Here is a 26,393-nt window from a genome sequence, read left to right on the forward strand (position 1 = left end):
GCCGACCCCCATGCGACGTAAAGCGATTCCCTTGATCCCACTGCTGGTCACCGCCCTGCCCCTGGCGCTGGTGGCGGGCTGCGGCGGGACGGCCAACGCTGGCGACAGCCGTACGGTGAACGTCACCGTCGGATACCAGTCCAAGACCATCAACACGGTGACCGCGGGCACCCTGCTGCGCTCGCTCGGCTCCTTCGAGAAGGAACTGACTGCCCAGGGCAAGCGCGACGGCATCACCTACAAGGTCGACTGGCAGGACTACGCCACCGGCGCGCCGATCACCGCCCAGATGACCGCGGGGAAGATCGACATCGGATCGATGGGTGACTTCCCGCTGCTGATCAACGCCGCCCGCGGCAGACAGCTGAACCGCCCGACCAGGCTCGTCTCGGTCACCGGTTACAACCTGCGCGGCGGCCTCAACACCATTGTCACCAAGCCCGGTTCGAAGCTCACCTCGCTGGCGGACCTGCGCGGCAAGAACGTTTCCACCAGCATCGGCTCGGCGGCGGACGGCACACTTGTACGGGCGCTCCAGCGGGCGGGCATCAACTCCGAGAAGGACATCCACAAGCTCAACCAGCAGCCGGCCGTCGGGGCTTCCGCCCTCCAGGCGGGCAGTGTGGACGCTCTCTCGCAGTTCGTGGCCTGGCCGGGGCAGCTGGCGTTCGAGAACAAGGCGACGGCCCTGTACGACGGGGCGACGCTGAATCTGCCGACCTTCCACGGGGTCACCGCCAGTGAGAGCTTCGCGAAGAAACGCCCCGCCGTACTGAAGGCCTTCCTGCGCGCACAGATCACCGCGACCGACTATCTGCGCCAACACCCGGTGCAGGCCGCGGAAAAGGTCGCATCGGCGACCGGCCTGCCCGCCGAGGCCGTCTACCTCTACAACGGCGCGAACGGCATCGCCACCTTCGACCCGACCATCAAGCCACAGCTCGTCGCTGCCCTCAAGAAGGACGTCTCGATCCTCGAGGCCGAGGATCTGGTCGGCGACGTGGACGTCGACGGCTTCGTCGACGACCGTTATGTGAAGGCCGCTTACGGAGCCGGATACGCGAAGCAGCTCGCCGCCACCGGCCCCACGCCGCACAGCGAGGTCTGGCTGAAGGGTGCCACCCGGACCGAGCGGTTCGACTCACCTGCCCTGGCCCTCCGTTATGCGGCGCAGCACCCCGGACGGGTCCGCGCGACCTACGTACCCGACGCCACCACGGGCACCCTCTGGTTCGCCGACCACGCGGTCTGGGTACGGGACGGCGCCCAGCTGAAGCCGTTCGTCACAGCCGCGACGGCCCATTCCTACACAGCGGCTCATCCCGGCGCCCAGCAGGTCTCCTACGCCGCGGCGCGGGCGCAGGCTGGGAGGGCGTCATGAGGCGATATGCGCTGCGCGCGCTGTCGCTGGCGGTGGCGCTGGGGCTGTGGCAGCTGCTGACCAGTCGGCACATCAATCTGTGGCTGCGCTTCGAACAGTTCCCGACGGTGGTGGACGTCACCAGGGAGTTCGGTCACCGGCTGTCCAGCGACACGTACTGGACGGACCTCACCGACAGCCTCACCCGCATCGTCCTCGGCTTCGTCCTCGCAGCCGTCGCCGGCGTCACCGTCGGTACGGCCGTGGCCCGCTCCCGTACCGCCGCCGACCTGCTCGGACCGGTACTGGAAGTGCTGCGTCCCATTCCGGCCATCGCCCTGGTACCGGTGGCGATCCTGATGTTCCCCAGCAACGAGCAGGGCATCGTCTTCATCACCTTCACCGCGGCCTTCTTCCCCGTCATGGTCTCCACCCGGCATGCGGTCGGCGCACTTACCCCGGTCTGGGAGGAGGCCGTCCTGACCATGGGCGGCGGGCGCAGCCGGGTGCTGGCATCGGTGGTGCTGCCCGGCGCGCTCCCCGGAATCTTCAGCGGCCTCTCGGTCGGGATCGGCGTCTCATGGATCTGCGTGATCTCGGCGGAGATGATCTCCGGCGAGTACGGGGTCGGTTACCGCACCTGGCAGGACTACACGGTGGTGAACTACCCCGGGGTCTTCGTCGGCATGGCGAGCATCGGCCTGCTGGGCTGGCTGACATCGACGGCTGTCGAGCAACTGGGGCGGCGGTTCACGGGGTGGTTGCCGCGGGTGGAGTCCGGGGCGCGGGCCACTGACCAGGTGGCGCCGTCCCGGCGTCCCCGCGGAGGCGGGGACCGGGGCGGTGCTCCGGGGCGGGAAGGGGCCGGTAGGGGAAAGCCCCGCGCAGCGGCCCACCGCACCCCCACCGACCAGGAGGCGTAACCCATGACCACATCGCCGGAAACGGTCCTCTCCCCCGCGAAGACCACCCACCGCGGCGCCCACCTCGCCCTGAAGGACGTCACCCTGGGCCGCCCCACCGCCCCCGTCATCGACCATCTCGCCCTCGACATCCAGCCCGGTGAGATCCTCACCGTCGTGGGCCCGTCGGGCTGCGGCAAGTCCACCCTGCTGCGCACGCTCGCCGGACTGCTCCCGCCGCTCGGCGGGACCGTCACCCAGGACGGCCGCCCGGTCACCGGGCCATCCGCCGACCGGGCGCTGGTGTTCCAGGAGGACGCCCTGCTGCCCTGGCGCACCCTGCGCGCCAACATCGAACTTCCGCTGGCGATACGGGGGGTGAAGCAGCCTGAGCGCCGCGAACGCGCCGCCCACTGGTTGGACCGCGTGGGCCTTGCCGAGCGCGCCCAGCACCTGCCGCACCGGGTCTCCGGCGGTCAGCGCCAGCGCGTACAGCTCGCCCGGGCGCTGACCGGCGAACCACGCGCCGTACTGATGGACGAGCCGTTCGGCGCGCTCGACGCGCAGACTCGCGCGGGGATGCAGCAGTTGCTGGTCGATGTACTCAGCGGCACCGGCGCGACCGTCGTGTTCGTCACCCATGACGTGGACGAGGCGCTGTTCCTCGGCGACCGGGTCGCGCTGCTCGGCACCGGCCGGGTGCTCGACGTGCCCGCCCCGCGCGACCGCGGCGCTCACGACGCCGGCCCGACCGTGGCGCTGCGTCGTACCGTTCTCGACTCCCTCGGCACCCGAGCCGGCAACTGAACCGGCAACTGATCCGGCACTTGAGAGGCCCCCACCATGCAGATCCCCGAACTCACCGAAGCCGAGGAGCTGTCCTGCGACGTCCTGGTCATCGGCGGCGGCACGGCCGGCACCATGGCGGCGCTCACCGCGGCCGAACAAGGCGCCCAGGTCCTGCTCCTGGAGAAGGCCCACGTCCGGCACTCCGGTGCGCTGGCCATGGGCATGGACGGCGTCAACAACGCGGTGATCCCCGGCCGCGCCGAACCCGACGACTACGTCGCGGAGATCACCCGCGCCAACGAGGGCATCGTCGACCAGTCCACAGTCCGCCAGACGGCGACCCGCGGCTTCGCGATGGTGCAGCGCCTGGAGTCGTACGGCGTGAAGTTCGAGAAGGACGAGCACGGTGAGTACGCAGTCCGGCAGGTGCACCGCTCGGGGTCGTACGTGCTGCCCATGCCCGAGGGCAAGGACGTCAAGAAGGTCCTCTACCGGCAGCTGCGGCGGCGCGAGATGCGCGAGCGGATCCGGATCGAGAACCGGGTCATGCCGGTACGCGTCCTGACCGGCGACGACGGCCGGGCCCTCGGCGCAGCGGCCTTCAACACCCGTACCGGACAGTTCGTCACGGTGCGGGCCGGGGCCGTCATCCTGGCCACCGGTCCGTGCGGCCGGCTCGGACTGCCCGCCTCCGGTTATCTCTACGGCACGTACGAGAACCCCACCAACGCGGGCGACGGCTACGCCATGGCGTACCACGCGGGCGCCGAGCTCACCGGCATCGAGTGCTTCCAGATCAACCCGCTGATCAAGGACTACAACGGCCCGGCCTGCGCCTACGTCGCCAATCCCTTCGGCGGCTACCAGGTCAACCGGCACGGCGAGCGCTTCGTGGACTCCGACTACTGGTCGGGCCAGATGATGTCCGAGTTCGCCGCGGAGGTGGCGGGCGACCGCGGGCCGGTCTATCTCAAGCTCAGCCATCTGCCCGAGGAGTCGGTCACCGCCCTGGAGTCGATCCTTCACTCCACCGAGCGTCCGACCCGCGGCACCTTCCATGCCAACCGGGGCCACGACTACCGCACCCATGACATCGAGATGCACATCTCGGAAATCGGCCTGTGCAGTGGCCATTCCGCCTCCGGGGTGCGGGTGGACGACCGGGCCAGGACCACCGTGCCCCGGCTGTATGCCGCCGGTGACCTGGCCTGCGTCCCGCACAACTACATGATCGGCGCTTTCGTCTTCGGCGACCTGGCGGGCGGCGACGCCGCCCGCTACCGGGTCTACGAGGGAGAACTGCCGCAGGACCAGCTGCGGGCGGCGCACGAGTTGATCTACCGGCCGCTGCGCCACCCGGAAGGGCCGCCGCAGCCCCAGGTCGAGTACAAGCTGCGCAGGTTCGTGAACGACTACGTCGCCCCGCCCAAGTCGGGTGCCCGGCTCTCGCTCGCCGTCGAAACCTTCGAACGGATGCGGGCCGACCTCGCGGAGATGGGTGCGCAGACCCCGCACGAGCTGATGCGCTGCGCCGAGGTCGGCTTCATCCGCGACTGCGCGGAGATGGCCGCCCGGTCGTCACTGGCCCGTACGGAGTCCCGCTGGGGGCTGTACCACGAGCGCACCGACCACCCGCGGCGCGACGACGAGGAGTGGCTGCACCATTTGGATCTGCGCAAGTCGGCCACCGGTGCGATGGAGTTCACCGCGCGGCCGGTCGAGCCGTATCTGGTGCCGGTCGACGACTTCGCTCCGGCGGGCGGCGCGGCCCGGTTGATCGGCGAGGTCCATCCGCTCCCGGTCGCCACGGCGGGACCGCGCGAACTGGCCCCGGTGGGCTCCGGCAGCCCCGCCCTCGCGGCTCCCCCGCCGCTGCGGGGACCGGACCCGGCCGATGCGCTCTCCTCCCACACTCCCCGCATCCTCGAGCTGCACGCCCTGGCCGAGGAGGGGCCCGAGCTCGGCGATCTACGGCCGTATCTCGCCGACCCGGACCCCGCGGTCCGCGCGGCGGCGGTGGCGGCGGTCACCGAGACCGTTCCGGCAGGTGCCGGCCCGGCGCTCGCCGCCACCCTGGCCGACGAGGACCCGGCGGTCCGGGCGGCGGCCGCCGCCTCACTGCTGGAGCTGGTCGAAGTCCTTCCCGCGACGCCGGACCTGGGCACGCCGCTGGCCGCCGCGCTCACCAACGGCGACCCCCGGGTACGCACCACCTCGCTGGAGGTGCTGCGCACGCTGCGGCTGGGCGATACCGCGCTCTTCGGCGCGGCGCTCGCGGACCCCGTCATCGATGTACGGATCGAGGCGGTACGGGCGCTGGTCTCGGTGGATGCGGTCGACGACCTGGCGGGCGCGGTCGGCGACCCGTCCCGTGAGGTGCGGGTGACCGTCGCCAAGGGCCTGGGCGCCACCGCCGCCGGACCACACCGCCTCGAGCCGCTCACCCGTGACCCCGACGCACTGGTCCGTGCCGCCGCCTTCGAGTCCCTGGCGACGACCGGCTGCCCGGCCCCGCTGGCGGTCGCCGCCCGCGACGCACTGGGCGACCTGGCCTGGCAGGTACGGGCGGGAGCGGCCACCGGCCTGTCCTCGGCGGACTCAGCGCTGGCCGTGCCGGCCCTGGCGAAGGTTCTGCAGGATGCCAACGCCGATGTCCGCAAGGCCGCCGTGCTGGCCCTTCTCCGGCACACCACCGCTGAGGAGGCCCGAACCGCCCTCGCCGGAGCAGTCCACGACCCGGACGCCGACGTCCGCGCCTACGCGGGCCGGGCAACCGCGGCGTAGTCCCACCCGCAAAAGCGCCGGGCGGCCTGGTCTCCCAGGCCGCCCGGCGGTGCGATCCGCGCCGCCCCTACCGGGCGAACACGCTCGCCTGACCCGCCAGATCCAGGAAGTACTGCGGGGCGACCCCGAGCACCACCGTGACCGCGGCGCCGACCGCGATCGTGGCCATGGTCAGCGGCGAAGGAACCGCCACCGTGGGCCCTTCCACCTTCGGTTCGCTGAAGAACATCAGCACGATGACGCGGATGTAGAAGAACGCGGCGATCGCCGACGAGATCACACCGACCACGACGAGCCCGCTGGCCCCGCCATCGGCTGCCGCCTTGAAGACCGCGAACTTCCCGGAGAAACCGCTGGTCAGTGGGATACCGGCGAAGGCGAGCAGGAAGACCGCGAAGACCGCGGCCACCAGGGGTGAACGACGTCCGAGCCCGGCCCACTTGGAGAGATGGGTCGCCTCACCGCCCGCGTCCCGTACCAGCGTGACCACGGCGAACGCGCCGATCGTCGTGAAGGAGTACGCGACCAGGTAGAAGAGCACCGAGCTGACGCCGTCCGGAGTGGTCGCGATGACACCGGCCAGGATGAAGCCGGCGTGCGCGATCGAGGAGTAGGCGAGCAGCCGCTTGATGTCGGTCTGGGTGATCGCGACGACCGCTCCGCCCAGCATCGTGATGATCGCGACGCCCCACATGACGGGACGCCAGTCCCACCGCATCCCCGGCAGCACCACGTAGAGCAGCCGCAGCAGCGCTCCGAACGCGGCGATCTTGGTGGCCGTCGCCATGAAACCGGTGACCGGGGTCGGGGCGCCCTCGTAGACGTCCGGGGTCCACATATGGAACGGCACGGCGCCGACCTTGAAGAGCAGCCCCATCAGGACCATCGCGCCGCCGATGAGCAGCAGGGCGTCGTTGCCCATGGTGTCGGCGAGCGCCGGGTCGACGTTCTGCACGGTTCCGTTGACCACGTCCGCGATCCGGGCGTAGGAGACCGAGCCCGAGTAGCCGTAGAGCAGCGCGATCCCGAAGAGCAGGAAGGCGGACGAGAAGGCACCGAGCAGGAAGTACTTCACCGCCGCTTCCTGCGACATCAGCCGCTTGCGACGGGCGACGGCGCAGAGCAGGTAGAGCGGCAGCGAGAAGACTTCCAGCGCCACGAAGAGCGTCAGCAGATCGTTGGCGGCCGGGAAGACCAGCATGCCGCCGATCGCGAAGAGCACCAGCGGGAACACCTCGGTGGTGGTGAAACCCGCCTTGACCGCCGCCTGTTCGCTTTCGCTGCCCGGTACGGACGCGGCCTGCGCGGCGAAGGAGTCGACCCGGTTGCCGTGCGCCGCGGGGTCGAGCCTGCGCTCGGCGAACGTGAAGACCGCGAAGATCGCGACCAGCAGGATGGTGCCCTCCAGGAACAGGGCGGGCCCGTCGACCGCCACCGCCCCCATCGCCGCGATGTGCGCCTTGGTCGAGCCGTATCCGCCGGCCGCCAGTGCGACGACGGCGGCGAAGGACGCGGCGAGCGCGACCACCGTCAGGAACACCTGGGCGTAGTAACGGCTCCGGCGCGGCACGAATGCCTCGACCAGCACACCCAGCAGTGCGGCACCGAGGACGATCAGCGTGGGTGAGAGCTGCGCGTACTCGATGTGCGGGGCCGGGATCTTGGACGCGGGGTCGACCGCCCCCATCATCCACAGGCTGTGGACAGCTGATGCGCTCACTTCGCGGCCTCCACTGCGGGCACGGAAGGACGGGGGTCCTTCTTCTGGACATCGGACATCGTGTGTTTCACGGCCGGGTTGACGATCTCCGTCACCGGCTTGGGGTAGACGCCGAGGAAGACCAGCAGCGCGATCAGCGGCAGTACCACGACCAGCTCACGGACCTTGAGGTCCGCCATGCCCCGCACCGTCGCCCTGACCGGGCCCGTCATCGTCCGCTGGTAGAGCACCAGCACGTAGATCGCGGCCAGCACGATGCCGATGGTCGCGATGATCCCGGCGGCCGGATAGGCGCTGAACGTACCGACCAGGACCAGGAACTCACTGACGAAGGGGGCGAGCCCGGGGAGCGACAGGGTGGCGAGGCCACCGATCAGGAAGGCGCCGGCGAGCACCGGCGCCACCTTCTGCACCCCGCCGAAGTCGCCGATGAGCCGCGAACCCCGGCGCGAGATCAGGAAGCCGGCCACCAGCATCAGGACAGCGGTGGAGATCCCGTGGTTGACCATGTAGAGCGTCGCGCCCGACTGGCCCTGGGTGGTGAGGGCGAAGATGCCCAGCACGATGAAGCCGAAGTGGGAGATCGACGCGTAGGCGATCAGCCGCTTGATGTCCCGCTGGCCGACCGCGAGCAGCGCGCCGTAGATGATGCTGATCAGTGCCAGGACCAGGATCACCGGGGTCGCCCACTTGCTGGCGTCCGGGAAGAGCTGGAGGCAGAAGCGCAGCATCGCGAAGGTGCCGACCTTGTCGACCACCGCGGTGATCAGCACCGCGACGGGTGCGGTCGACTCCCCCATGGCATTGGGCAGCCAGGTGTGCAGCGGCCAGAGCGGCGCCTTCACCGCGAAGGCGAAGAAGAAGCCGAGGAAGAGCCAGCGCTCGGTGCCGGTCGCCATGTGCAGCGAGCCGCCGGCCCGTGCGGCGACGATGTCCTGGAGCGAGAAGCTCCCCGCCACCACGTAGAGGCCGATGACCGCGGCCAGCATCAGCAGGCCGCCGACCAGGTTGTAGAGCAGGAACTTGACGGCTGCGTACGAGCGTTGGGCGGCCGCCGCCTCGTCGCTGCCCGCGTAGGCCCGGTCGCCGAAGCCTCCGATGAGGAAGTACAGCGGGATGAGCATCGCTTCGAAGAGGATGTAGAAGAGGAAGACGTCGGTGGCCTCGAAGGAGAGGATCACCATCGCCTCGACGGCCAGGATCAGGGCGAAGAACCCCTGCGTCGGCCGCCAGCGTGAGCTGTGCGTCTCCAGGGGATCGGCGTCGTGCCAGCCGGCCAGGATGACGAACGGGATGAGCAGGGCGGTCAGGGCGAGCATCACCACGCCGATGCCGTCCACACCCAGGTCGTAGCGCACGCCGAAGTCGCTGATCCAGGCGTGTGATTCGGTGAGCTGGTAGCGGGCCCCGCCGGGCTCGAACCGGGCCAGCTGGACGACGGCCAGCGCCAGCGTGCCGAGCGAGACCAGCAGCGCCAGCCACTTCGCGGCGGTGCGCCGGGCGGCCGGGACCGCGGCGGTGGCGATCGCACCGGCCGCCGGGAGCGCGGCCGTTACCGTAAGCAGTGGAAAGGACATCAGTTCAGACCGCCCTCATCAGCAGGGTCGCGGCGACGAGAATCACTGCGCCGCCGAACATCGAGACCGCGTAACTGCGGGCGTAGCCGTTCTGCAGTTTGCGCAGCCGGCCGGAGAGCCCGCCGAACGAGGCGGCCGTGCCGTTGACGACTCCGTCGACCAGCGAGTGGTCGAGGTAGACCAGCGACCGCGTGAGGTGCTCGCCGCCGCGGACCAGGACCACGTGGTTGAAGTCGTCCTGGAGGAGATCGCGCCGGGCCGCCCGGGTGAGCAGCGAGCCGCGCGGGGCGGTTGCCGGGACCGGCTTGCGGCCGTAGACCAGCCAGGCGATCGCGACGCCGATGACCAGAACGACCATGGTGGCGGCGGTGACCGTGCCCGCGCCGACCGGAGAATTGCCCTCCGCATGGCCGGTAACGGGCTCCAGCCAGTGCAGGAAGCGGTTCCCGATGCCGAAGAAGGCGCCGGCGAAGACCGAACCGAAGGCCAGGATGATCATGGGGATGGTCATCGACCTGGGCGCCTCGTGCGGGTGCGGCTCGCTGTGCTCGCCGCGTTCCTCGGCAGCGGGCTCGACGCTCGGCTCGGCGGGCGATGCGGTGGCCCGGTTGTGCCAGCGCTCCTCGCCGAAGAAGGTCATCAGCATGACCCGGGTCATGTAGAACGCGGTGATCCCGGCGCCCAGCAGGGCCGCGCCACCGAGGATCCAGCCCTCCGTACCACCCTTGGCGAAGGCCGCCTCGATGATCTTGTCCTTGGAGAAGAAGCCGGAGAGCCCGGGGAAGCCGATGATCGCGAGATAGCCGAGCCCGAAGGTCACGAAGGTCACCGGCATGTACTTCCGCAGGCCGCCGTACTTCCGCATGTCCACTTCGTCGTTCATGCCGTGCATGACCGATCCGGCGCCGAGGAAAAGACCGGCCTTGAAGAAGCCGTGGGTGACCAGGTGCATGATCGCGAAGACGTAGCCGATCGGACCGAGACCCGCGGCCAGGATCATGTACCCGATCTGCGACATGGTCGAGCCCGCCAGGGCCTTCTTGATGTCGTCCTTCGCACAACCGACGATCGCACCGAAGAGGAGCGTCACCGTACCCACCACGACGACCGCCAACTGCGCGTCGGGGGCGGCGTTGAAGATCACCCCGGAGCGGGTGATGAGATACACGCCCGCGGTCACCATGGTCGCCGCGTGGATCAGGGCCGAGACCGGGGTCGGGCCCTCCATCGCGTCACCGAGCCAGGACTGCAGCGGCACCTGCGCGGACTTTCCACAGGCGGCCAGCAGCAGCATCAGCCCGATGGCGGTGAGCTTGCCCTGTGAGGCGTCCCCCGCCGAGTGCAGCACCGGCCCGAAGGCGAAGGTGCCGAAGGTGGTGAACAGCAGCATGATCGCGATCGACAGACCCATGTCGCCGACGCGGTTGACGATGAACGCCTTCTTGGCGGCGGTGGCCGCGCTCGGCTTGTGCTGCCAGAAACCGATCAGCAGGTAGGACGCCAGGCCGACGCCCTCCCAGCCGACGTAGAGCAGCAGGTAGTTGTCGGCGAGAACCAGCAGCAGCATGGCCGCCACGAAGAGGTTCAGGTAACCGAAGAAGCGGCGGCGCCGCTCGTCGTGCTCCATGTAACCGATCGAGTAGATGTGGATCAGGGTGCCCACACCGGAGATCAGCAGCACGAAGGTCATCGACAACTGGTCGAGCTGGAAGGCGGCATCGGCCTTGAAGCCGGCCACCGGAACCCAGCTGAACAGATGCTGGTGCAGGGTCCGGTCGTCGGCGCCCTTGCCCAGCATGTCCGCGAAGAGGATCGCGGCGATCACGAACGACACGCCGGCGAACAGCGTGCCGAGCCAGTGGCCCACGCCGTCCAGCCGCCGCCCACCGCAGAGCAGCACCGCCGCTCCGAGCAAAGGCGCTGCAATCAGCAGCGCAATCAGGTTCTCCACTGTTCAGCGACCCCTTACAGCTTCATCAGGCTGGCGTCGTCGACCGAGGCCGAGTGGCGGGAACGGAAGAGCGACACGATGATCGCGAGCCCGACCACGACCTCGGCAGCGGCAACGACCATCGTGAAGAAGGCGATGACCTGGCCGTCGAGATTGCCGTGCATACGGGAGAAGGCGACGAACGCGAGGTTGCAGGCGTTGAGCATCAGCTCCACGCACATGAAGACCACGATCGCGTTCCGCCTGATCAGCACTCCGGCCGCGCCGATGGTGAACAACAGCGAGGCGAGATAAAGGTAGTTGACCGGATTCACTTCGTCGCCTCCTCGTCCTCGCGGTCCCGGCCGTGATTGCGGCCGCCGTTCCGGTCGCCGTTCCGGTCCTGGCCGTGGTCGCGGTCGTAAGCGGCGTCACGGTCGTCGGCGAGGCCCACATCGTGGCCGTGTCCGGAGGTCCGGCCGAGCCGCTCCTCGGAGCTCCGCTCCAGGGCCTTGAGGTCGGCCAGGGCTTCCTGGGACACATCGCGGATCTGACCCCGCTGACGCAGCGTCCGCATGACGGTGAGCTCGGCCGGTGTGCCGTCCGGCAGCAGTCCCGCGACGTCCACCGCGTTGTGCCGGGCGTACACACCGGGGGCGGGCAGCGGCGGCAGCTGCTTGCTGCGTACGCGCTCCTCGGACATCTCCCGCTGGGTCTTCGCCCGCTCGGTGCGCTCCCGGTGGGTGAGCACCATCGCACCGACCGCCGAGGTGATCAGCAGCGCGCCGGTGATCTCGAAGGCGAACACGTACTTGGTGAAGATGAGGGCCGCGAGGCCCTCGACGTTGCCGCCGGCGTTGGCCTGCCCCAGTCCGTCGAACTGGGAGAGCGAGGCGTTGGCGATGCCCGCGATCAGCAGAATCCCGAAGCCGAGTCCGCAGGCCGCGGCCAGCCAGCGCTGGCCCTTGATGGTCTCGGTCAGCGAGTCGGCAGCGGTGACGCCGACCAGCATGACCACGAAGAGGAACAGCATCATGATCGCGCCGGTGTAGACGACGATCTGGACGATGCCCAGGAAGTAGGCGCCGTTGGCGAGGTAGAAGACCGCCAGGACGATCATGGTTCCGGCGAGGCTGAGCGCGCTGTGCACGGCCCTGCGCATCAGGACCGTGGACAGTGCCCCGATCACCGCGATCGTGCCGAGCACCCAGAACTGGAAGGCCTCGCCGGTGGAGGTGGCGTAGGCGGCGAGGGACATCATCGTCCGATCACCTTCTTCGACGCCGGTTCACCGGGACCGAAGTCCGCGGCGGCCTCCTGCGGCGCTTCGCCCTTGGAGAGCGCGACCTGACGGACCGTGCCCGGCGCCGCCTCGGTCACCAGGCCCCGGTAGTAGTCCTGTTCGTCGGTGCCGGGGAAGATCGAGTGCGGCGAGTCGACCATGCCTTCCTCGAGGCCGGCGAGCAGCTGCTCCTTGGTGTAGATCAGATTGGCGCGGCTGCTGTCGGCGAGCTCGAACTCGTTGGTCATGGTCAGCGCCCGGGTCGGGCAGGCCTCGATGCAGAGTCCGCACAGAATGCAGCGCGCGTAGTTGATCTGGTACACGCGGCCGTATCGCTCGCCCGGGGAGTAACGCTCCTCCTCGGTGTTGTCCGCGCCCTCCACATAGATCGCGTCGGCCGGACAGGCCCAGGCGCAGAGCTCGCACCCGATGCACTTCTCCAGTCCGTCCGGATGCCGGTTGAGCTGGTGCCGCCCGTGGAAGCGCGGCGCCGTGGTCTTCTCCTGCTCCGGATACTGCTCGGTCAGCCGCTTCTTGAACATGGCCTTGAAGGTCACGCCGAAGCCGGCCGCCGGATTCAGCCACGGAGATTTGGGGGTGTCCCCCTCGGAAGAGCGGTCAGGCATCGTCAGCCTCCTTTCCGTCACTCACAGTGTCCACGCCACCACTGACAATCAGCTCCCGCTCCGTGCGCGAGCGCCGCCGGGGAACCGGCGGAAGGGTCTGCCCGGGCAGTGGTGGCACCGGGAAACCGCCCGCCATCGGGTCGAACTCGGCCTCCGGCGCGGCTGCTTCGGCCTCCGCCTTCTCCCGCTTGTCGCGGAAGATGTCGTAGACGAAGGAGAGCAGCAGGATCGCGATGACGGCCCCGGCGACGTACAGCACGATCGAGGTGAAGTCGTAGTTCTCGTTCCGCAGCGCCCGTACGGTCGCGACCAGCATCAGCCAGACCACCGAGACCGGGATGAGGACCTTCCAGCCCAGCTTCATCAGCTGGTCGTAGCGCACCCGGGGCAGCGTTCCGCGCAGCCAGATGAAGAAGAACAGCAGCAGCTGGACCTTGATCACGAACCAGAGCATCGGCCACCAGCCGTGGTTCGCGCCCTCCCAGTACGTCGAGATCGGCGCCGGGGCTCGCCAGCCGCCCAGGAACAGAGTCGCGGAGACCGCCGAGACGGTGACCATGTTGACGTACTCCGCCAGCATGAACATCGCGAACTTGATCGACGAGTACTCGGTGTTGAAGCCGCCGACCAGGTCGCCCTCGGATTCCGGCATGTCGAACGGCGCGCGGTTGGTCTCACCGATCATCGTGACGATGTAGATGATGAAGGAGACCGGCAGCAGCACGATGAACCAGCGGTCCTTCTGTGCGTCCACGATCGCCGACGTCGACATCGAGCCCGAGTACAGAAAGACCGAGGCGAAGGCCGCGCCCATCGCGATCTCGTAGCTGATCATCTGTGCGCACGAGCGCAACCCGCCGAGCAGCGGATAGGTCGAGCCGGACGACCAGCCGGCCAGCACGATGCCGTAGATGCCGACCGAGGCCACCGCGAGGATGTAGAGCATCGCGATCGGCAGGTCGGTGAGCTGCATCGTCGTGCGGTGGCCGAAGATCGAGACCTCGTTGCCGGCCGGGCCGAAGGGGATCACCGCGATCGCCATGAAGGCGGGGATCGCGGCGACGACCGGGGCGAGGACATAGACGAACTTGTCGGCCCGCTTGACGATCACGTCTTCCTTGAGCATCAGCTTGATGCCGTCGGCCAGCGACTGGAGCATGCCCCAGGGGCCGTGCCGGTTGGGCCCGATGCGCAGCTGCATCCAGGCGACCACCTTGCGCTCCCACACGATGGAGAAGAGCACAGTGATCATCAGGAAGGCGAAGCAGAAGACAGCCTTGATGACGACGAGCCACCAGGGGTCCCGTCCGAACATGGACAGGTCCTCGGCCGCGAGGTAGTAGTTCGTCACGCCTCCACCTCCGTCGTGGCCGCGGCTGCGGCAGGTGCGGCGGAGATCCGCACCGGTTCACCCGGGTGGGCGCCCGTGTCGGCGAGGACACCGCCGCCCGTCGAGTTCAGCGGGAGCCAGACCACCCGGTCCGGCATCTCGGTGACCTGCAGCGGGAGTTCGACCGCACCGGCGGACCCGGTCACGGCGAGGACGTCGCCGTCCTTGACGCCCGTCTCGGCCGCGGTGGCCGCCGAGAGCCTGGCGACCGCGGCGTGCCGGGTGCCGGCCAGGGCTTCGTCGCCCTGCTGGAGCAGCCCCTGGTCGAGCAGCAACCGGTGCCCGGCGAGCACCGCCTCGCCCGCGTCGGGGCGGGGCAGCGGGAGCGAGGACTCGGCGGGAGCGTCCGCGTACGGTCCGGTCCATGCGCCGAGCCGGCCCATCTCCCTGCGTACGGCGTGCACATCCGGCAGCCCGAACCGACCGGCGCGGTCGGCGCCTCCGGTCCCGGTCTGCGCTTCGGCCAAGGCATCGGCCAGGGCGTCGGCCAGCATGTGCAGCACCCGCGCATCGGCCGGGGCGAGGCGGCTGGTCATCTGCTCCGGCTTGAGTGCGGCCTCGAACGGCCGGGCCCTGCCCTCCCAGTTGAGGAAGGTGCCCGGCTTCTCGGCGACCGCGGCCACCGGGAAGACCACATCGGCGCGCTCGGTGACCTCGCTGGGCCGCAGCTCGAGCGAGACCAGGAAGCCGACCTTGTCGAGCGCCTCACGCGCCCGCGCCGGATCGGGCAGGTCCGCGATTTCGACGCCCGCGACGAGCAGCGCACCCAGTTCGCCGGTGGCGGCCGCCTCGACGATCTGGCCGGTGTCCCGTCCGAAACGGTGCGGGAGTTCCGGTACGCCCCAGGCAGCGGCCACTTCTTCGCGGGCCCGCGGGTCGGTGGCGGGGCGACCGCCCGGCAGCAGCGCGGGGATCGCGCCCGCCTCGATGGCGCCGCGCTCGCCGGCCCTGCGCGGAATCCAGACCAGCTCGGCGCCGGTGGCCGCCGCCATCCGCACGGCCGCGGTCAGCGCGCCGGGTACGGCCGCCAGCCGTTCACCGACGATGATCACCGCGCCCTCAGCGCGCAGCGCCTCCGCTGCCTGCTGCCCCGCGGTGTCCAGGCCGACCCCGCCCGCGATGGCGTCCAGCCACTCGGTCTCGGTGCCCGGTGCGGCGGCGAGCAGCACACCGCCCGTCTTCTCGAGTCCGCGGGTCGCATACGGGGCGAGGGAGAAGGTGCGCAGACCGTGTTTGCGGTGGCCCTTGCGTAGCCGCAGGAAGACACCGGGGGCCTCTTCCTCGGATTCGAACCCGGCCAGGAGTACGGCCGGGGCCTGCTCCAGCGAGGTGTTGGTGACGCCGCTTGCGTCCAGGTCCCTGCCGCGTCCCGCCACCCGGGCGGCCAGGAAATCGGCCTCCTCGGCGGAGTGCACCCGGGCGCGGAAGTCAACGTCGTTGGTGTCGAGGGCGACCCGGGCGAACTTGGCGTAGGCGTAGGCGTCCTCGACGGTGAGACGACCGCCGGTGAGCACTCCGGCGCGGCCTCGGGCGGCGGCCAGTCCTTCGGCCGCCCTGCCCAGCGCCTCCGGCCAGCTCGCCGGTTCCAGGACGCCGTCGTCATTGCGTACCAGCGGGGTGGTCAGCCGGTCGTGGCGCTGTGCGTAACGGAAGCCGAAGCGTCCCTTGTCGCACATCCACTCCTCGTTGACCTCCGGGTCCAGGGCGGCGAGCCGCCGCATGACCTTGCCGCGCCGGTGGTCGGTGCGGGTCGCGCAGCCGCCGGCGCAGTGCTCGCAGACGGACGGCGACGAGACCAGGTCGAAGGGGCGGGACCGGAAGCGGTAGGCGGCCGAGGTCAGCGCGCCGACCGGGCAGATCTGGATGGTGTTGCCGGAGAAGTACGACTCGAAGGGGTCGCCCTCGCCGGTACCCACCTGCTGGAGCGCGCCCCGCTCGATCAGCTCGATCATCGGGTCGCCGGCGATCTGGTTGGAGAAGCGGGTGCAGCGGGCGCACAGCACGCACCGCTCCCGGTCGAGCAGCACCTGAGTGGAGATCGGTACCGGCTTCTCGAAGGTCCGCTTCTTGCCGTCGAAGCGGGACTCCGCCGCGCCGTGCGACAGCGCCTGGTTCTGCAGCGGGCACTCGCCGCCCTTGTCGCAGACCGGGCAGTCCAGCGGGTGGTTGATGAGCAGCAGCTCCATCACCCCCACCTGGGCCTTGGTGGCGACGGCCGAGGTGAGCTGTGATTTGACGACCATGCCGTCGGTGCAGGTGATGGTGCAGGAGGCCATCGGTTTGCGTTGGCCCTCGACCTCGACGATGCACTGGCGGCAGGCGCCCGCCGGGTCGAGCAGCGGGTGGTCGCAGAAACGCGGGATCTCGATGCCGAGCATCTCGGCGGCGCGAATGACCAGGGTTCCCTTGGGGACCGAGATCGCAATGCCGTCGATGGTCAGCGACACCAGGTCCTCGGGCGGCACGGCCGCCTCGCCGCCTCCGGAGGGAGCGCTGTTGGTGGTCACTGTCATGCGTTCACCTCCGCGTTACGGGTGGGGCCGTCGGCCCATACGGTCGACTTCGCGGGGTCGAAGGGGCAGCCCCGGCCGGTGATGTGCTGCTCGTACTCCGCGCGGAAGTACTTGAGCGAGGAGAAGATCGGCGAGGCGGCGCCGTCGCCGAGCGCGCAGAAGGACTTGCCGTTCACGTTGTCGGCAATGTCGTTGATCTTGTCGAGGTCGGCCATCTCGCCCTTGCCCGCTTCGATGTCGCGGAGCAACTGGACCAGCCAGTAGGTGCCTTCGCGGCAGGGTGTGCACTTGCCGCAGGACTCATGGGCGTAGAACTCGGTCCAGCGGGTGACCGCCCGCACCACGCAGGTCGTCTCGTCGAAGCACTGAAGCGCCTTGGTGCCGAGCATCGACCCGGCGGCGCCCACCCCCTCGTAGTCCAGCGGGACGTCGAGGTGCTCGTCGGTGAACATCGGGGTGGAGGAGCCGCCCGGCGTCCAGAACTTGAGCCGGTGGCCCGGCCGCATGCCGCCGCTCATGTCGAGCAGCTGGCGGAGGGTGATGCCCAGCGGCGCCTCGTACTGGCCGGGGCTCGCGACGTGACCGCTCAGCGAATAGAGCGTGAAGCCGGGGGACTTCTCGCTTCCCATCGATTTGAACCAGTCCTTGCCCCGGTTCAGGATTGCGGGAACCGATGCGATGGATTCCACGTTGTTGACCACGGTGGGACAGGCGTAGAGCCCCGCGACGGCCGGGAAGGGCGGGCGGAGCCTGGGCTGCCCGCGCCGGCCTTCCAGCGAGTCCAGCAGCGCGGTTTCCTCACCGCAGATGTAGGCGCCCGCCCCGGCGTGCACCGTGACGTCGAGGTCGAGCCCGCTGCCCAGGATGTCCTTGCCGAGGAAGCCCGCTTCGTATGCCTCACGCACGGCCTCGTGCAACCGCCGGAGCACGGGGACGACTTCGCCCCGCAGGTAGATGAAGGCGTGCGAGGACCTGATCGCATAGCAGGCGATCACGATGCCCTCGATGAGGGAGTGCGGATTGGCGAAGAGGAGCGGGATGTCCTTGCAGGTCCCGGGCTCGGATTCGTCGGCGTTGACCACCAGGTAGTGCGGCTTTCCGTCACCCTGCGGAATGAACTGCCATTTCATTCCGGTGGGGAATCCCGCGCCGCCCCGGCCGCGCAGACCGGAGTCCTTCACGTAGGCGATGAGGTCGTCCGGCGCCATGGCGAGCGCCTTCTTCAGGCCCTCGTAGCCCTCGTGCCGTTTGTAGGTCTCCAGGGTCCAGGACTCCGGCTGGTCCCAGAAGGCGGAGAGGACCGGGGTGAGCAGCTTCTCAGCGCTGCTTCCGTTGCTCTCGCCGCCCCCCTCGCCGTTGCCGCTTCCGCTGAACTCGGTTGCCAAGGTCATCACTCCCCCTCCTCAGCCACGGGTCCGGCCGGGTGCTCCGGATCGGACGCGGAGGTTTTCTGCGGTGCGTCGTGCGAGCTCAGGTGCTCGGACCCCGGCTGGGGCGCGTCCTGCGGGGCCTCGCCGCGCGGGGAGACGACCCGGGGCTGCGGTTTCTCGCCCTTGGCGAGCCGCAGTCCGACGAGTGAGGGAGCACCGGCACCGCCGGTGGCCGCGACCGCGCCGGGGCGCTGGTCCGGGAAGCCGGCCAGGACGCGGGCCGTCTCCTGGTAGGTGCAGAGCGGCGCCCCACGGGTCGGCGAGACCTGCTCGCCCGCCCGCAGGTCGTCCACCAGCTGTTTGGCGGACTCGACGGTCTGGTTGTCGAAGAACTCCCAGTTGACCATCAGCACCGGCGCGAAGTCGCAGGCCGCGTTGCACTCGATGTGCTCGAGGGTGACCTTGCCGTCGGCGGTGGTCTCACCGTCGCCGACGTCGAGGTGCTCGCGCAGCGCGGCGTAGATCGCATCGCCGCCCATCACGGCGCACAGCGTGTTGGTGCAGACCCCCACCTGGTAGTCGCCGCTCGGCTTGCGCCGGTACATGGAGTAGAAGGTGGAGACCGCGGTGACCTCGGCGGTCGTCAGACCCAGCATCTCGGCGCAGAAACGGACGCCGGTACGGGTGACGTAGCCCTCCTCGGCCTGCGTCAGGTGCAGCAGCGGCAGCAGCGCCGACCTGCTGTCCGGGTAGCGGGCGATCACCTCCCTCGCGTCCGCCTCCAGCCTGGCGCGTACGTCGGCCGGATAGTCGGGAGCGGGGAGTTGGGGCATGCCGAGGCTCGTCGGAGCGACGTTCGTCACCGGTCAACGCCTCCCATCACGGGGTCGATGGACGCGACAGCGACGATGACGTCGGCGACCTGGCCGCCCTCGCACATCGCCGCCATGGCCTGCAGGTTGGTGAACGAGGGGTCGCGGTAGTGGACCCGGTAGGGCCGGGTGCCACCGTCCGAGACCACATGGACGCCGAGTTCGCCCTTGGGCGACTCCACGGCGGTGTATGCCTGTCCGGCCGGGACCCGGAAGCCCTCGGTCACCAGCTTGAAGTGGTGGATCAGGGCCTCCATGGAGGTGCCCATGATCTTCTTGATGTGGTCGAGCGAGTTGCCGAGTCCGTCCGGGCCCATGGCGAGCTGCGCGGGCCAGGCGATCTTCTTGTCGGCGACCATGACCGGGCCCGGCTCCAGCCGGTCCAGGCACTGCTCGACGATCCGCAGCGACTGCCGCATCTCCTCCAGGCGGACCAGGAACCGCCCGTAGGAGTCGCTGGTGTCGGCGGTCGGGACATCGAAGTCGTAGTTCTCGTAGCCGCAGTACGGGTCGCTCTTGCGCAGATCGTGCGGCAGGCCGGCCGAGCGCAGGATCGGCCCGGTCGCGCCGAGCGCCATGCAGCCGGCCAGGTCGAGGTAGCCGACGCCCTGCATACGCCCCTTGAAGATGGGGTTGCCGGTGGCGAGCGCGTCGTACTCCGGCAGGTTCTTGCGCATCGTCTTCACGAACTCGCGGACCTGGTCCACGGCGCCCGGGGGCAGGTCCTGGGCCAGTCCGCCGGGCCGGATGAACGCGTGGTTCATCCGAAGCCCGGTGATCAGCTCGAAGAGATCGAGAATGAGTTCACGATCACGGAAGCCGTAGATCATGATCGTGGTCGCGCCGAGCTCCATGCCGCCGGTGGCGATGGCCACCAGGTGCGAGGAGAGCCGGTTCAGCTCCATCAGCATGACGCGGACGATCGTCGCGCGGTCCGGGATCTGGTCCTCGATGCCGAGCAGCTTCTCGACGCCCAGGCAGTACGCCGTCTCGTTGAAGAACGGCGTCAGGTAATCCATCCGCGTGACGAAGGTGGTGCCCTGCGTCCAGTTCCGGAACTCGAGGTTCTTCTCGATGCCGGTGTGCAGATAGCCGATGCCGCAGCGGGCCTCGGTGACGGTCTCGCCGTCGATCTCCAGAATCAGCCGGAGCACGCCGTGCGTGGACGGGTGCTGCGGTCCCATGTTGACGACGATGCGCTCGTCGTCGGCCTTGGCGGCGGACTGGACGACCTCGTCCCAGTCGCCGCCGGTGACTGTGTATACAGTCCCCTCGGTGGTCTCCCGGGCCGAAGCGTGCGAGGTATGTGGCGTGGACATCAGTTGTAGGACCTCCGCTGGTCCGGGGCCGGGATCTGGGCGCCCTTGTACTCGACGGGGATGCCGCCCAGGGGGTAGTCCTTGCGCTGCGGGAAGCCCTGCCAGTCGTCCGGCATCATGATCCGGGTGAGGGCGGGGTGCCCGTCGAAGATCAGGCCGAAGAAGTCGTAGGTCTCGCGCTCGTGCCAGTCGTTGGTCGGATAGACCTCGACCAGCGACGGGACATGCGGGTCCGCGTCCGGCGCACTGACCTCCAGCCGGATCAGCCGGCCGTGCGTGATCGAGCGCAGGTGGTAGATCGCATGCAGTTCGCGGCCCTTGTCCCCCAGGAAGTGCACCCCGCTCACGCCGGTGCAGAGCTCGAAGCGCAGCGCCGGGTCGTCGCGCAGGGTGCGTGCCACGGTCACCAGGTGTGCCCGGTCGATGTGGAAGGTGATCTCGCCGCGGTCGACGACGGTCTTCTCGATCGCGTTGCCCGGGGCGAGTCCCTGCTCCTCGAGGGCGCCTTCGAGTTCATCGGCCATCTCGTCGAACCAGCCCCCGTAGGGCCGGTTCGTGGCGCCCGGCAGCGCCACGGTGCGGACGAGGCCGCCGTATCCACTGGTGTCCCCGCCGCTGCCGCCGTTGCCGGCGCCGAACATTCCCCTGCGTACGCCGATGACCTCACCGGTGTCCTCGCGCGGGGCGGGCACCGCGCCGTTCTCTTCGTGCCGTTCGTCGCTCACCGCAGCAGCCCCTTCATCTCGATCGTCGGGAGCGCCTTGAGGGCCGCCTCCTCCGCCTCGCGGGCCGCTTCCTCCTGGTTGACCCCGAGCTTGGAGCTCTGGATCTTCTGGTGGAGCTTGAGGATGGAGTCGATCAGCATCTCGGGGCGAGGCGGGCAGCCGGGCAAATAGATGTCAACGGGGACGATGTGATCAACACCCTGCACAATCGCGTAATTGTTGAACATCCCGCCCGACGAAGCACAAACCCCCATGGAGATCACCCACTTGGGGTTGGGCATCTGGTCGTAGACCTGCCGCAGCACCGGCGCCATCTTCTGGCTCACCCGCCCGGCGACGATCATCAGGTCCGCCTGTCGCGGCGATCCGCGGAAGACCTCCATGCCGAAGCGCGCCAGGTCGTAACGGCCCGCACCTGTCGTCATCATCTCGATGGCGCAGCAGGCGAGGCCGAAGGTGGCCGGGAAGACGGAGGACTTCCGCACCCAGCCGGCGGCCTGTTCGACGGTGGTCAGCAGAAAGCCGCTCGGCAGCTTCTCTTCGAGTCCCATGGTGTGCCCCTCAGCCCCTCAGTCCCATTCCAGACCGCCGCGCCGCCATACATACGCATAGGCGACGAAGACGGTGAGCACGAAGAGCAGCATCTCGACGAGCCCGAAAAGCCCCAGGGAGTCGAAGGTGACCGCCCAGGGATAGAGGAAGACGATCTCGATGTCGAAGACGATGAACAGCATCGCCGTCAGGTAGTACTTGATGGGAAAGCGGCCGCCTCCGGCCGGCGTGGGCGTCGGTTCGATACCGCACTCGTACGCCTCGAGCTTCGCCCGGTTGTAGCGCTTGGGGCCGATTAGCGTGGCCATGACCACGGAGAAGATCGCAAACCCTGCCCCGAGGGCGCCGAGCACGAGGATGGGCGCGTAGGCATTCACGCTCCTCGCTCCTTCCAGTCGTCCTTGACCGTGTGGACCGCATCGGGCCGGCTCGTCCGCCTCGCTCTCGCCGCCGTACGGACGGAGATCACGATTATGTGAAGCAGGTCACAAGCCCGACTGCCACGCATCCTATGCCCGTCGGTCTGTGATCTGCGACACGGGGTGCTGGGGCGGCTTTGTGATCTCCACCACCAGATGAAGGATCATGAAGTCGGATGAGTGGTGATCTTCATACGCGAAGCGCACGAGTGGTCACGAGACGTGACATCCGGTGCTGTTGTCGCTGGTGGGGGACGTGCGCCCCCTATCAATTATCGACGGTCGGAAGCAAATTGGCGATGGACGGCAACGGGTGATAGAGGGCTTGCCGGACCGCCGCCCGGGAAGATCAACATCTGCCGACGGACAAGTGCGCTCATTCACGAGCAACCTCGATCGCGGACGGTCGCCGTCGAGTGACCTGCCTCACGCGATCCACGCGCCGGAGAAACAGGGCTTGGCCAACCTCGTGAACGGATGGTAAGTGGCGGGCAATTCGGGCGAATTGCTGAAAGACCGTGATCACGCCCCTGATCGCCACTGCCCGGATTGCCCGTTTGGGCGTCAATAAGGGCCTCGGATAACCGGAATTGGGCGGTCCATTCGTAACTGTGGCGCAACACACGTTTGTTGAAGGGAACCGCGATCGCCTGATAGCGGTAGTTCTCATGTCCCTCACCGCTCACATACCCAGCCACCGGAAGCCCCGCCGAAGCGCCGCCAAGTCCGCGCTCCGCGCCGGAGTTGCCGGTGGCGTTCTCAGCACCATCGCAGTGGCAGGCGCCGCGGCTCCGGCGAACGCCGCTGAGCCGGTGACCGAGACGACGCTCCAGATGCCCACGCTCAGCGCTACACAGGTCGCCGCCGCGACCGAACAGGCCGCCGCCGACATCCAGCAGCAGGCGCAGCAGGACGCGGCGGCCCAGGACGCCGCCAAGGCGGCCAAGAAGGCCAAGGCCGAGGCCGTGCACAAGGCGGAGGCCAAGAAGAAGGCGGAAGCCGCCGCGAAGGCCAAGGCGGCCGCCGAGGCAAAGGCCAAGGCCGCCGCTGCCGAGCGCGCGTCGCGCTCCGCCACCCGCACCACGCTCAAAGCGGTGTCCGTCAGCTCCTCGCAGGCGACCGGTTCCGCCGCCGCCATCGTCAGTTTCGTGACGTCCCACCTGGGCGACGCCTACGTCATGGGCGGCACCGGCTCCAACTCCTGGGACTGCTCCGGACTCGTCCAGGCCGCGTACAAGTCCATCGGCGTCGACCTGCCGCGCGTCTCCCAGGGCCAGTCGACCGCGGGCACTCAGGTCTCCCTGGGCAACCTGCAGCCCGGCGACATCCTCTACTGGGGCAGCGCGGGCAGCGCGTACCACGTGGCCATCTACGTCGGTGGGGGCCAGTTCATCGGCGCTCAGAACCCGAGCTCCGGCGTCGTCGAGCACCCGCTGAGCTACGACCAGCCGACCGGCGCGGTCCGGGTTCTCTGATTCACCCGGTCTGTCCGCTTAGCCCGATGCACCCGTTTTACTCGTTCAACTGACATACGCCGAAGGGCCGCTGTCCCCCCGCTCGGGGGCAGCGGCCCTTCGGCACACGGGTCCTGGGCACCTGGTCCTGCACACCGGGTCCCGTACGGGCTCAGGCCTTCGGAGCGACCTTCGACAGGCCGTTGATGACGCGGTCCATCGCGTCCCCGCCGGTGGGGTCCGTCAGGTTCGCCAGCAGCTTCAGGGCGAACTTCATCAGCATCGGGTGGGTCAGCCCGCGCTGAGCCGCGATCTTCATGACCTTCGGGTTGCCGATCAGCTTCACGAAGGCACGGCCCAGCGTGTAGTAGCCGCCGTAGGTGTCCTTGAGGACCTTCGGATAGCGGTGCAGCGCCAGCTCGCGCTGGGCCGGGGTGGCCCGCGCATGGGCCTGGACGATGACATCCGCGGCGATCTGGCCGGACTCCATGGCGTAGGCGATGCCTTCGCCGTTGAACGGGTTGACCATGCCGGCCGCGTCACCGACCAGCAGCAGGCCCTTGGTGTAGTGCGGCTGACGGTTGAACGCCATCGGCAGCGCCGCACCGCGGATCGGCATCGTCATGTTGTCCGGGGTGTAGCCCCAGTCCTCCGGCATCGACGCACACCAGGCCTTCAGCACCTCGCGCCAGTCGAGTTCCCGGAAGGCGGCTGACGAGTCGAGGATGCCGAGGCCGACATTGGATGTGCCGTCGCCCATGCCGAAGATCCAGCCGTACCCCGGCAGCAGCCGGTCCTGGGCGCCGCGGCGGTCCCAGAGTTCCAGCCAGGACTCCAGGTAGTCGTCGTCGTGCCGCGGCGAGGTGAAGTACGTACGCACCGCGATGCCCATCGGCCGGTCCTCGCGGCGGTGCAGTCCCATGCCGATCGAGAGCCGGGTGGAGTTGCCGTCGGCGGCGACCACCAGCGGGGCGTGGAAGGTGACCGGGGTCTTCTCCTCGCCCATCTTCGCGTGCACGCCGGTGATCCGGCCGGTGCGCTGGTCGGTGATCGGCGCGCCGACGTTGCAGCGCTCGTGCAGCCGGACGCCCGCCTTCTGCGCCTGGCGGGCCAGCTGCTCGTCGAAGTCGTCACGCTTGCGGACCAGTCCGTAGTCCGGGTAGGAGGCGAGATCCGGCCAGTCCAGCTGGAGGCGGACGCCTCCGGCGATGATCCGGAGCCCCTTGTTCCGCAGCCAGCCGGCCTCTTCGGAGATGTCGATCCCCATCGAGACCAGCTGCTTGGTGGCGCGCGGGGTCAGACCGTCACCGCAGACCTTCTCCCGGGGGAAGGCGGTCTTCTCCAGCAGCAGGACGTCGAGTCCGGCCTTCGCGAGGTAGTACGCGGTCGTGGAGCCGGCCGGGCCCGCACCGACGACGATCACATCTGCGGTGTTCTCCGAGAGGGGCTCGGTCACGGCGGGATCTCCCGAAGGCTCGATTACACATGGCGAACGGCACTGAACAAGGGCAGTCTATGGGGGCGTCCTGATCGATCAGCTGAAGGGTGAGCACCGAGTGAACGAGCCTGCGCCCGCGGTCCGGCTGCGTGTCCCCACCGAGGAGGACGCCTTCGCCTGGCACCGGATTTTCGCCGACCCCGACGTCATGGAGTTCCATGGCGGTTCCCCGGCGGAGCTGTCGGTGTACGAGGAGTTGACGGCGCGGCAGCGCAAGCACGACGCCGAGCGCGGCTTCTGCCTCTGGACGATGCTCGACGAGGACGACACGGTGATCGGCTTCACCGGCGCACAGCCCTGGCCGCACGAGTCCTTCGGCCCGGTCGGTGAGATCGAGATCGGCTGGCGGCTGGGCCGGGCGCACTGGGGCCGCGGATATGCGACCGCCGCCGCCCGCGCCACGCTGGAGCGGGTCGGCGCGGCGGGCGTCGAGCGGGTGGTCGCGATGGTCGACGCCCGCAACGAACGGTCCATCGCGGTCACCCGGCGGCTCGGCATGAAGCACGTGGAGACCTACACGACGCCGGTGTCGAAGGTGACCGGATACTGCTTCCGGCTCGACCTCTGACGGGTCCGGTCAAACGGCCCGCTTGAAGCCCCGGTGCAGGGCCACCACCCCACCGGTCAGGTTGCGCCAGGCGACCTCCGACCAGCCGGCCTGCTGAAGACGCGCGGCGAGCGCCGGCTGGTCGGGCCAGGCCCGGATCGACTCGGCGAGATAGACGTACGCATCGGGGTTGGACGACACCGCGGTGGCCACCGGCGGCAGCGCGCGCATCAGGTACTCGGTGTAGACGGTGCGGAACGGAGCCCAGGTCGGCTGCGAGAACTCGCAGATCACCACCCGGCCGCCGGGCTTGGTGACCCGGTACAGCTCGCGCAGCGCCGCGTCGGTCTCCTGGACGTTGCGCAGCCCGAAGGAGATCGTCACCGCGTCGAAGACGTCGTCGCGGAATGGCAGCTTCGTGGCGTCGCCCGCGGTCAGCGGCAGATGCGGGTGCCGCACCTTGCCGACCTTGAGCATGCCGATCGAGAAGTCGCAGGGCACGACATACGCGCCGGTCTGCGCGAACGGCAGCGATGAGGTGGCGGTGCCCGCAGCCAGGTCGAGGATCTTCTGCGCGGGCCGGGCGCCGACCGCCTTGGCGACCTCCCTGCGCCACAGCCGCGTCTGCCCGAGGGACAGCACATCATTGGTGAGGTCGTAGTTCGCCGCCACGTCGTCGAACATCGAGGCGACTTCGTGCGGCTGCTTGTCCAGGGATGCTCGGGTCACCCGGTCATTGTGTCGTGCGGGCCCCTTGGTGCGGG

22 protein-coding genes are annotated in these 26,393 nt (G+C 69.1%); 6 read left to right on the forward strand and 16 right to left on the reverse strand.

Annotated features, from left to right (window positions below; genetic code table 11):
• The first annotated feature begins 10 nt into the window (after positions 1-10).
• Genes AB0436_RS24065 through AB0436_RS24080 form a run of 4 tightly spaced genes read left to right on the forward strand, consistent with a single transcriptional unit; the run spans position 11 to position 5,835 of the window.
• Complete coding sequence (locus tag AB0436_RS24065) at positions 11-1,381, forward strand: ABC transporter substrate-binding protein (RefSeq protein WP_366469978.1); 1,371 nt, start codon at positions 11-13, stop codon at positions 1,379-1,381.
• Complete coding sequence (locus tag AB0436_RS24070) at positions 1,378-2,283, forward strand: ABC transporter permease (protein WP_366469979.1); 906 nt, start codon at positions 1,378-1,380, stop codon at positions 2,281-2,283. Before AB0436_RS24065 ends, AB0436_RS24070 begins: the two co-directional genes overlap by 4 nt.
• Before the next feature lie 3 nt (positions 2,284-2,286).
• Positions 2,287-3,069 (forward strand): ABC transporter ATP-binding protein, encoded by a 783-nt coding sequence (locus AB0436_RS24075; protein WP_366469980.1) that lies wholly within the window; start codon positions 2,287-2,289, stop codon positions 3,067-3,069.
• 36 nt (positions 3,070-3,105) lie between these two features.
• Entirely contained in the window at positions 3,106-5,835 is a 2,730-nt protein-coding gene (locus AB0436_RS24080) for a fumarate reductase/succinate dehydrogenase flavoprotein subunit (protein WP_366469981.1), read from the forward strand.
• A 67-nt stretch (positions 5,836-5,902) separates the two neighbouring features.
• On the opposite strand, the gene nuoN is transcribed toward AB0436_RS24080, so the two are convergent.
• Genes nuoN through AB0436_RS24150 form a run of 14 tightly spaced genes read right to left on the reverse strand, consistent with a single transcriptional unit; the run spans position 5,903 to position 22,088 of the window.
• Complete coding sequence (nuoN, locus tag AB0436_RS24085) at positions 5,903-7,555, reverse strand: NADH-quinone oxidoreductase subunit NuoN (RefSeq protein ID WP_366469982.1); 1,653 nt, start codon at positions 7,553-7,555, stop codon at positions 5,903-5,905.
• On the reverse strand, positions 7,552-9,132 hold the full coding sequence (locus AB0436_RS24090) for an NADH-quinone oxidoreductase subunit M (protein ID WP_366469983.1): 1,581 nt from the start codon (positions 9,130-9,132) through the stop codon (positions 7,552-7,554). Before AB0436_RS24090 ends, nuoN begins: the two co-directional genes overlap by 4 nt.
• Positions 9,133-9,136: 4 nt before the next feature.
• Complete coding sequence (nuoL, locus tag AB0436_RS24095) at positions 9,137-11,083, reverse strand: NADH-quinone oxidoreductase subunit L (protein WP_366469984.1); 1,947 nt, start codon at positions 11,081-11,083, stop codon at positions 9,137-9,139.
• Positions 11,084-11,097: 14 nt separating this feature from the next.
• Complete coding sequence (gene nuoK / locus AB0436_RS24100; protein WP_250299134.1) at positions 11,098-11,397, reverse strand: NADH-quinone oxidoreductase subunit NuoK; 300 nt, start codon at positions 11,395-11,397, stop codon at positions 11,098-11,100.
• Positions 11,394-12,323 carry an NADH-quinone oxidoreductase subunit J gene (locus AB0436_RS24105; RefSeq protein WP_366469985.1) on the reverse strand — a complete coding sequence of 310 codons (930 nt, stop codon included), beginning with the start codon at positions 12,321-12,323 and terminating at the stop codon, positions 11,394-11,396. The genes nuoK and AB0436_RS24105 overlap by 4 nt, the downstream gene beginning before the upstream one ends.
• On the reverse strand, positions 12,320-12,970 hold the full coding sequence (nuoI, locus tag AB0436_RS24110) for an NADH-quinone oxidoreductase subunit NuoI (protein WP_366469986.1): 651 nt from the start codon (positions 12,968-12,970) through the stop codon (positions 12,320-12,322). Before nuoI ends, AB0436_RS24105 begins: the two co-directional genes overlap by 4 nt.
• Positions 12,963-14,285, reverse strand: a complete 1,323-nt coding sequence (gene nuoH, locus AB0436_RS24115; protein ID WP_366470050.1) for an NADH-quinone oxidoreductase subunit NuoH — start codon at positions 14,283-14,285, stop codon at positions 12,963-12,965. The genes nuoI and nuoH overlap by 8 nt, the downstream gene beginning before the upstream one ends.
• A 32-nt stretch (positions 14,286-14,317) precedes the next feature.
• Complete coding sequence (locus AB0436_RS24120; RefSeq protein WP_366469987.1) at positions 14,318-16,873, reverse strand: NADH-quinone oxidoreductase subunit G; 2,556 nt, start codon at positions 16,871-16,873, stop codon at positions 14,318-14,320.
• Complete coding sequence (gene nuoF / locus AB0436_RS24125; protein ID WP_366469988.1) at positions 16,870-18,264, reverse strand: NADH-quinone oxidoreductase subunit NuoF; 1,395 nt, start codon at positions 18,262-18,264, stop codon at positions 16,870-16,872. The genes AB0436_RS24120 and nuoF overlap by 4 nt, the downstream gene beginning before the upstream one ends.
• Positions 18,264-19,076: an NADH-quinone oxidoreductase subunit NuoE gene (gene nuoE / locus AB0436_RS24130; RefSeq protein WP_365851963.1), complete on the reverse strand. Its 813-nt coding sequence runs from the start codon at positions 19,074-19,076 to the stop codon at positions 18,264-18,266. The genes nuoF and nuoE overlap by 1 nt, the downstream gene beginning before the upstream one ends.
• Before the next feature lie 26 nt (positions 19,077-19,102).
• Positions 19,103-20,434, reverse strand: a complete 1,332-nt coding sequence (locus AB0436_RS24135; RefSeq protein ID WP_366469989.1) for an NADH-quinone oxidoreductase subunit D — start codon at positions 20,432-20,434, stop codon at positions 19,103-19,105.
• A complete protein-coding gene (locus AB0436_RS24140; RefSeq protein ID WP_366469990.1) occupies positions 20,434-21,159 on the reverse strand; it encodes an NADH-quinone oxidoreductase subunit C in 726 nt (241 codons plus the stop codon). Before AB0436_RS24140 ends, AB0436_RS24135 begins: the two co-directional genes overlap by 1 nt.
• A complete protein-coding gene (locus AB0436_RS24145; RefSeq protein ID WP_365851849.1) occupies positions 21,156-21,710 on the reverse strand; it encodes an NADH-quinone oxidoreductase subunit B family protein in 555 nt (184 codons plus the stop codon). The genes AB0436_RS24140 and AB0436_RS24145 overlap by 4 nt, the downstream gene beginning before the upstream one ends.
• Positions 21,711-21,728: 18 nt before the next feature.
• On the reverse strand, positions 21,729-22,088 hold the full coding sequence (locus AB0436_RS24150; RefSeq protein ID WP_250299117.1) for an NADH-quinone oxidoreductase subunit A: 360 nt from the start codon (positions 22,086-22,088) through the stop codon (positions 21,729-21,731).
• Positions 22,089-22,798: 710 nt separating this feature from the next.
• Here AB0436_RS24150 and AB0436_RS24155 point away from each other — a divergent pair.
• Positions 22,799-23,605 (forward strand): C40 family peptidase, encoded by an 807-nt coding sequence (locus AB0436_RS24155; RefSeq protein ID WP_366469991.1) that lies wholly within the window; start codon positions 22,799-22,801, stop codon positions 23,603-23,605.
• Positions 23,606-23,756: 151 nt separating this feature from the next.
• On the opposite strand, the gene AB0436_RS24160 is transcribed toward AB0436_RS24155, so the two are convergent.
• Positions 23,757-25,040: a geranylgeranyl reductase family protein gene (locus tag AB0436_RS24160; protein WP_366469992.1), complete on the reverse strand. Its 1,284-nt coding sequence runs from the start codon at positions 25,038-25,040 to the stop codon at positions 23,757-23,759.
• Between the two features lie 100 nt (positions 25,041-25,140).
• On the opposite strand from AB0436_RS24160, the gene AB0436_RS24165 reads away from it, so the two are divergent.
• On the forward strand, positions 25,141-25,650 hold the full coding sequence (locus AB0436_RS24165) for a GNAT family N-acetyltransferase (RefSeq protein ID WP_366469993.1): 510 nt from the start codon (positions 25,141-25,143) through the stop codon (positions 25,648-25,650).
• A 9-nt stretch (positions 25,651-25,659) separates the two neighbouring features.
• Here the strand turns inward: AB0436_RS24165 and AB0436_RS24170 are convergent, their stop codons facing one another.
• Entirely contained in the window at positions 25,660-26,358 is a 699-nt protein-coding gene (locus AB0436_RS24170) for a demethylmenaquinone methyltransferase (RefSeq protein ID WP_366469994.1), read from the reverse strand.
• Between the last annotated feature and the right edge of the window lie 35 nt (positions 26,359-26,393).

It is taken from the genome of Streptomyces sp. NPDC051322, assembly GCF_040689485.1.
Lineage (GTDB): Bacteria > Actinomycetota > Actinomycetes > Streptomycetales > Streptomycetaceae > Streptomyces.

What these genes read in the sequence shown, in the direction of transcription:
- AB0436_RS24065 (WP_366469978.1), top strand. Translation starts at nt 11, where the DNA reads ATGCGACGTAAAGCGATTCCCTTGATCCCACTGCTGGTCACCGCCCTG.
- AB0436_RS24070 (WP_366469979.1), top strand. Translation starts at nt 1,378, where the DNA reads ATGAGGCGATATGCGCTGCGCGCGCTGTCGCTGGCGGTGGCGCTGGGG.
- AB0436_RS24075 (WP_366469980.1), top strand. Translation starts at nt 2,287, where the DNA reads ATGACCACATCGCCGGAAACGGTCCTCTCCCCCGCGAAGACCACCCAC.
- AB0436_RS24080 (WP_366469981.1), top strand. Translation starts at nt 3,106, where the DNA reads ATGCAGATCCCCGAACTCACCGAAGCCGAGGAGCTGTCCTGCGACGTC.
- AB0436_RS24090 (WP_366469983.1), bottom strand. Translation starts at nt 9,132, where the DNA reads ATGTCCTTTCCACTGCTTACGGTAACGGCCGCGCTCCCGGCGGCCGGT.
- AB0436_RS24105 (WP_366469985.1), bottom strand. Translation starts at nt 12,323, where the DNA reads ATGATGTCCCTCGCCGCCTACGCCACCTCCACCGGCGAGGCCTTCCAG.
- nuoI (WP_366469986.1), bottom strand. Translation starts at nt 12,970, where the DNA reads ATGCCTGACCGCTCTTCCGAGGGGGACACCCCCAAATCTCCGTGGCTG.
- nuoH (WP_366470050.1), bottom strand. Translation starts at nt 14,285, where the DNA reads ATGTTCGGACGGGACCCCTGGTGGCTCGTCGTCATCAAGGCTGTCTTC.
- AB0436_RS24120 (WP_366469987.1), bottom strand. Translation starts at nt 16,873, where the DNA reads ATGACAGTGACCACCAACAGCGCTCCCTCCGGAGGCGGCGAGGCGGCC.
- nuoF (WP_366469988.1), bottom strand. Translation starts at nt 18,264, where the DNA reads ATGACCTTGGCAACCGAGTTCAGCGGAAGCGGCAACGGCGAGGGGGGC.
- nuoE (WP_365851963.1), bottom strand. Translation starts at nt 19,076, where the DNA reads ATGCCCCAACTCCCCGCTCCCGACTATCCGGCCGACGTACGCGCCAGG.
- AB0436_RS24135 (WP_366469989.1), bottom strand. Translation starts at nt 20,434, where the DNA reads ATGTCCACGCCACATACCTCGCACGCTTCGGCCCGGGAGACCACCGAG.
- AB0436_RS24145 (WP_365851849.1), bottom strand. Translation starts at nt 21,710, where the DNA reads ATGGGACTCGAAGAGAAGCTGCCGAGCGGCTTTCTGCTGACCACCGTC.
- AB0436_RS24155 (WP_366469991.1), top strand. Translation starts at nt 22,799, where the DNA reads ATGTCCCTCACCGCTCACATACCCAGCCACCGGAAGCCCCGCCGAAGC.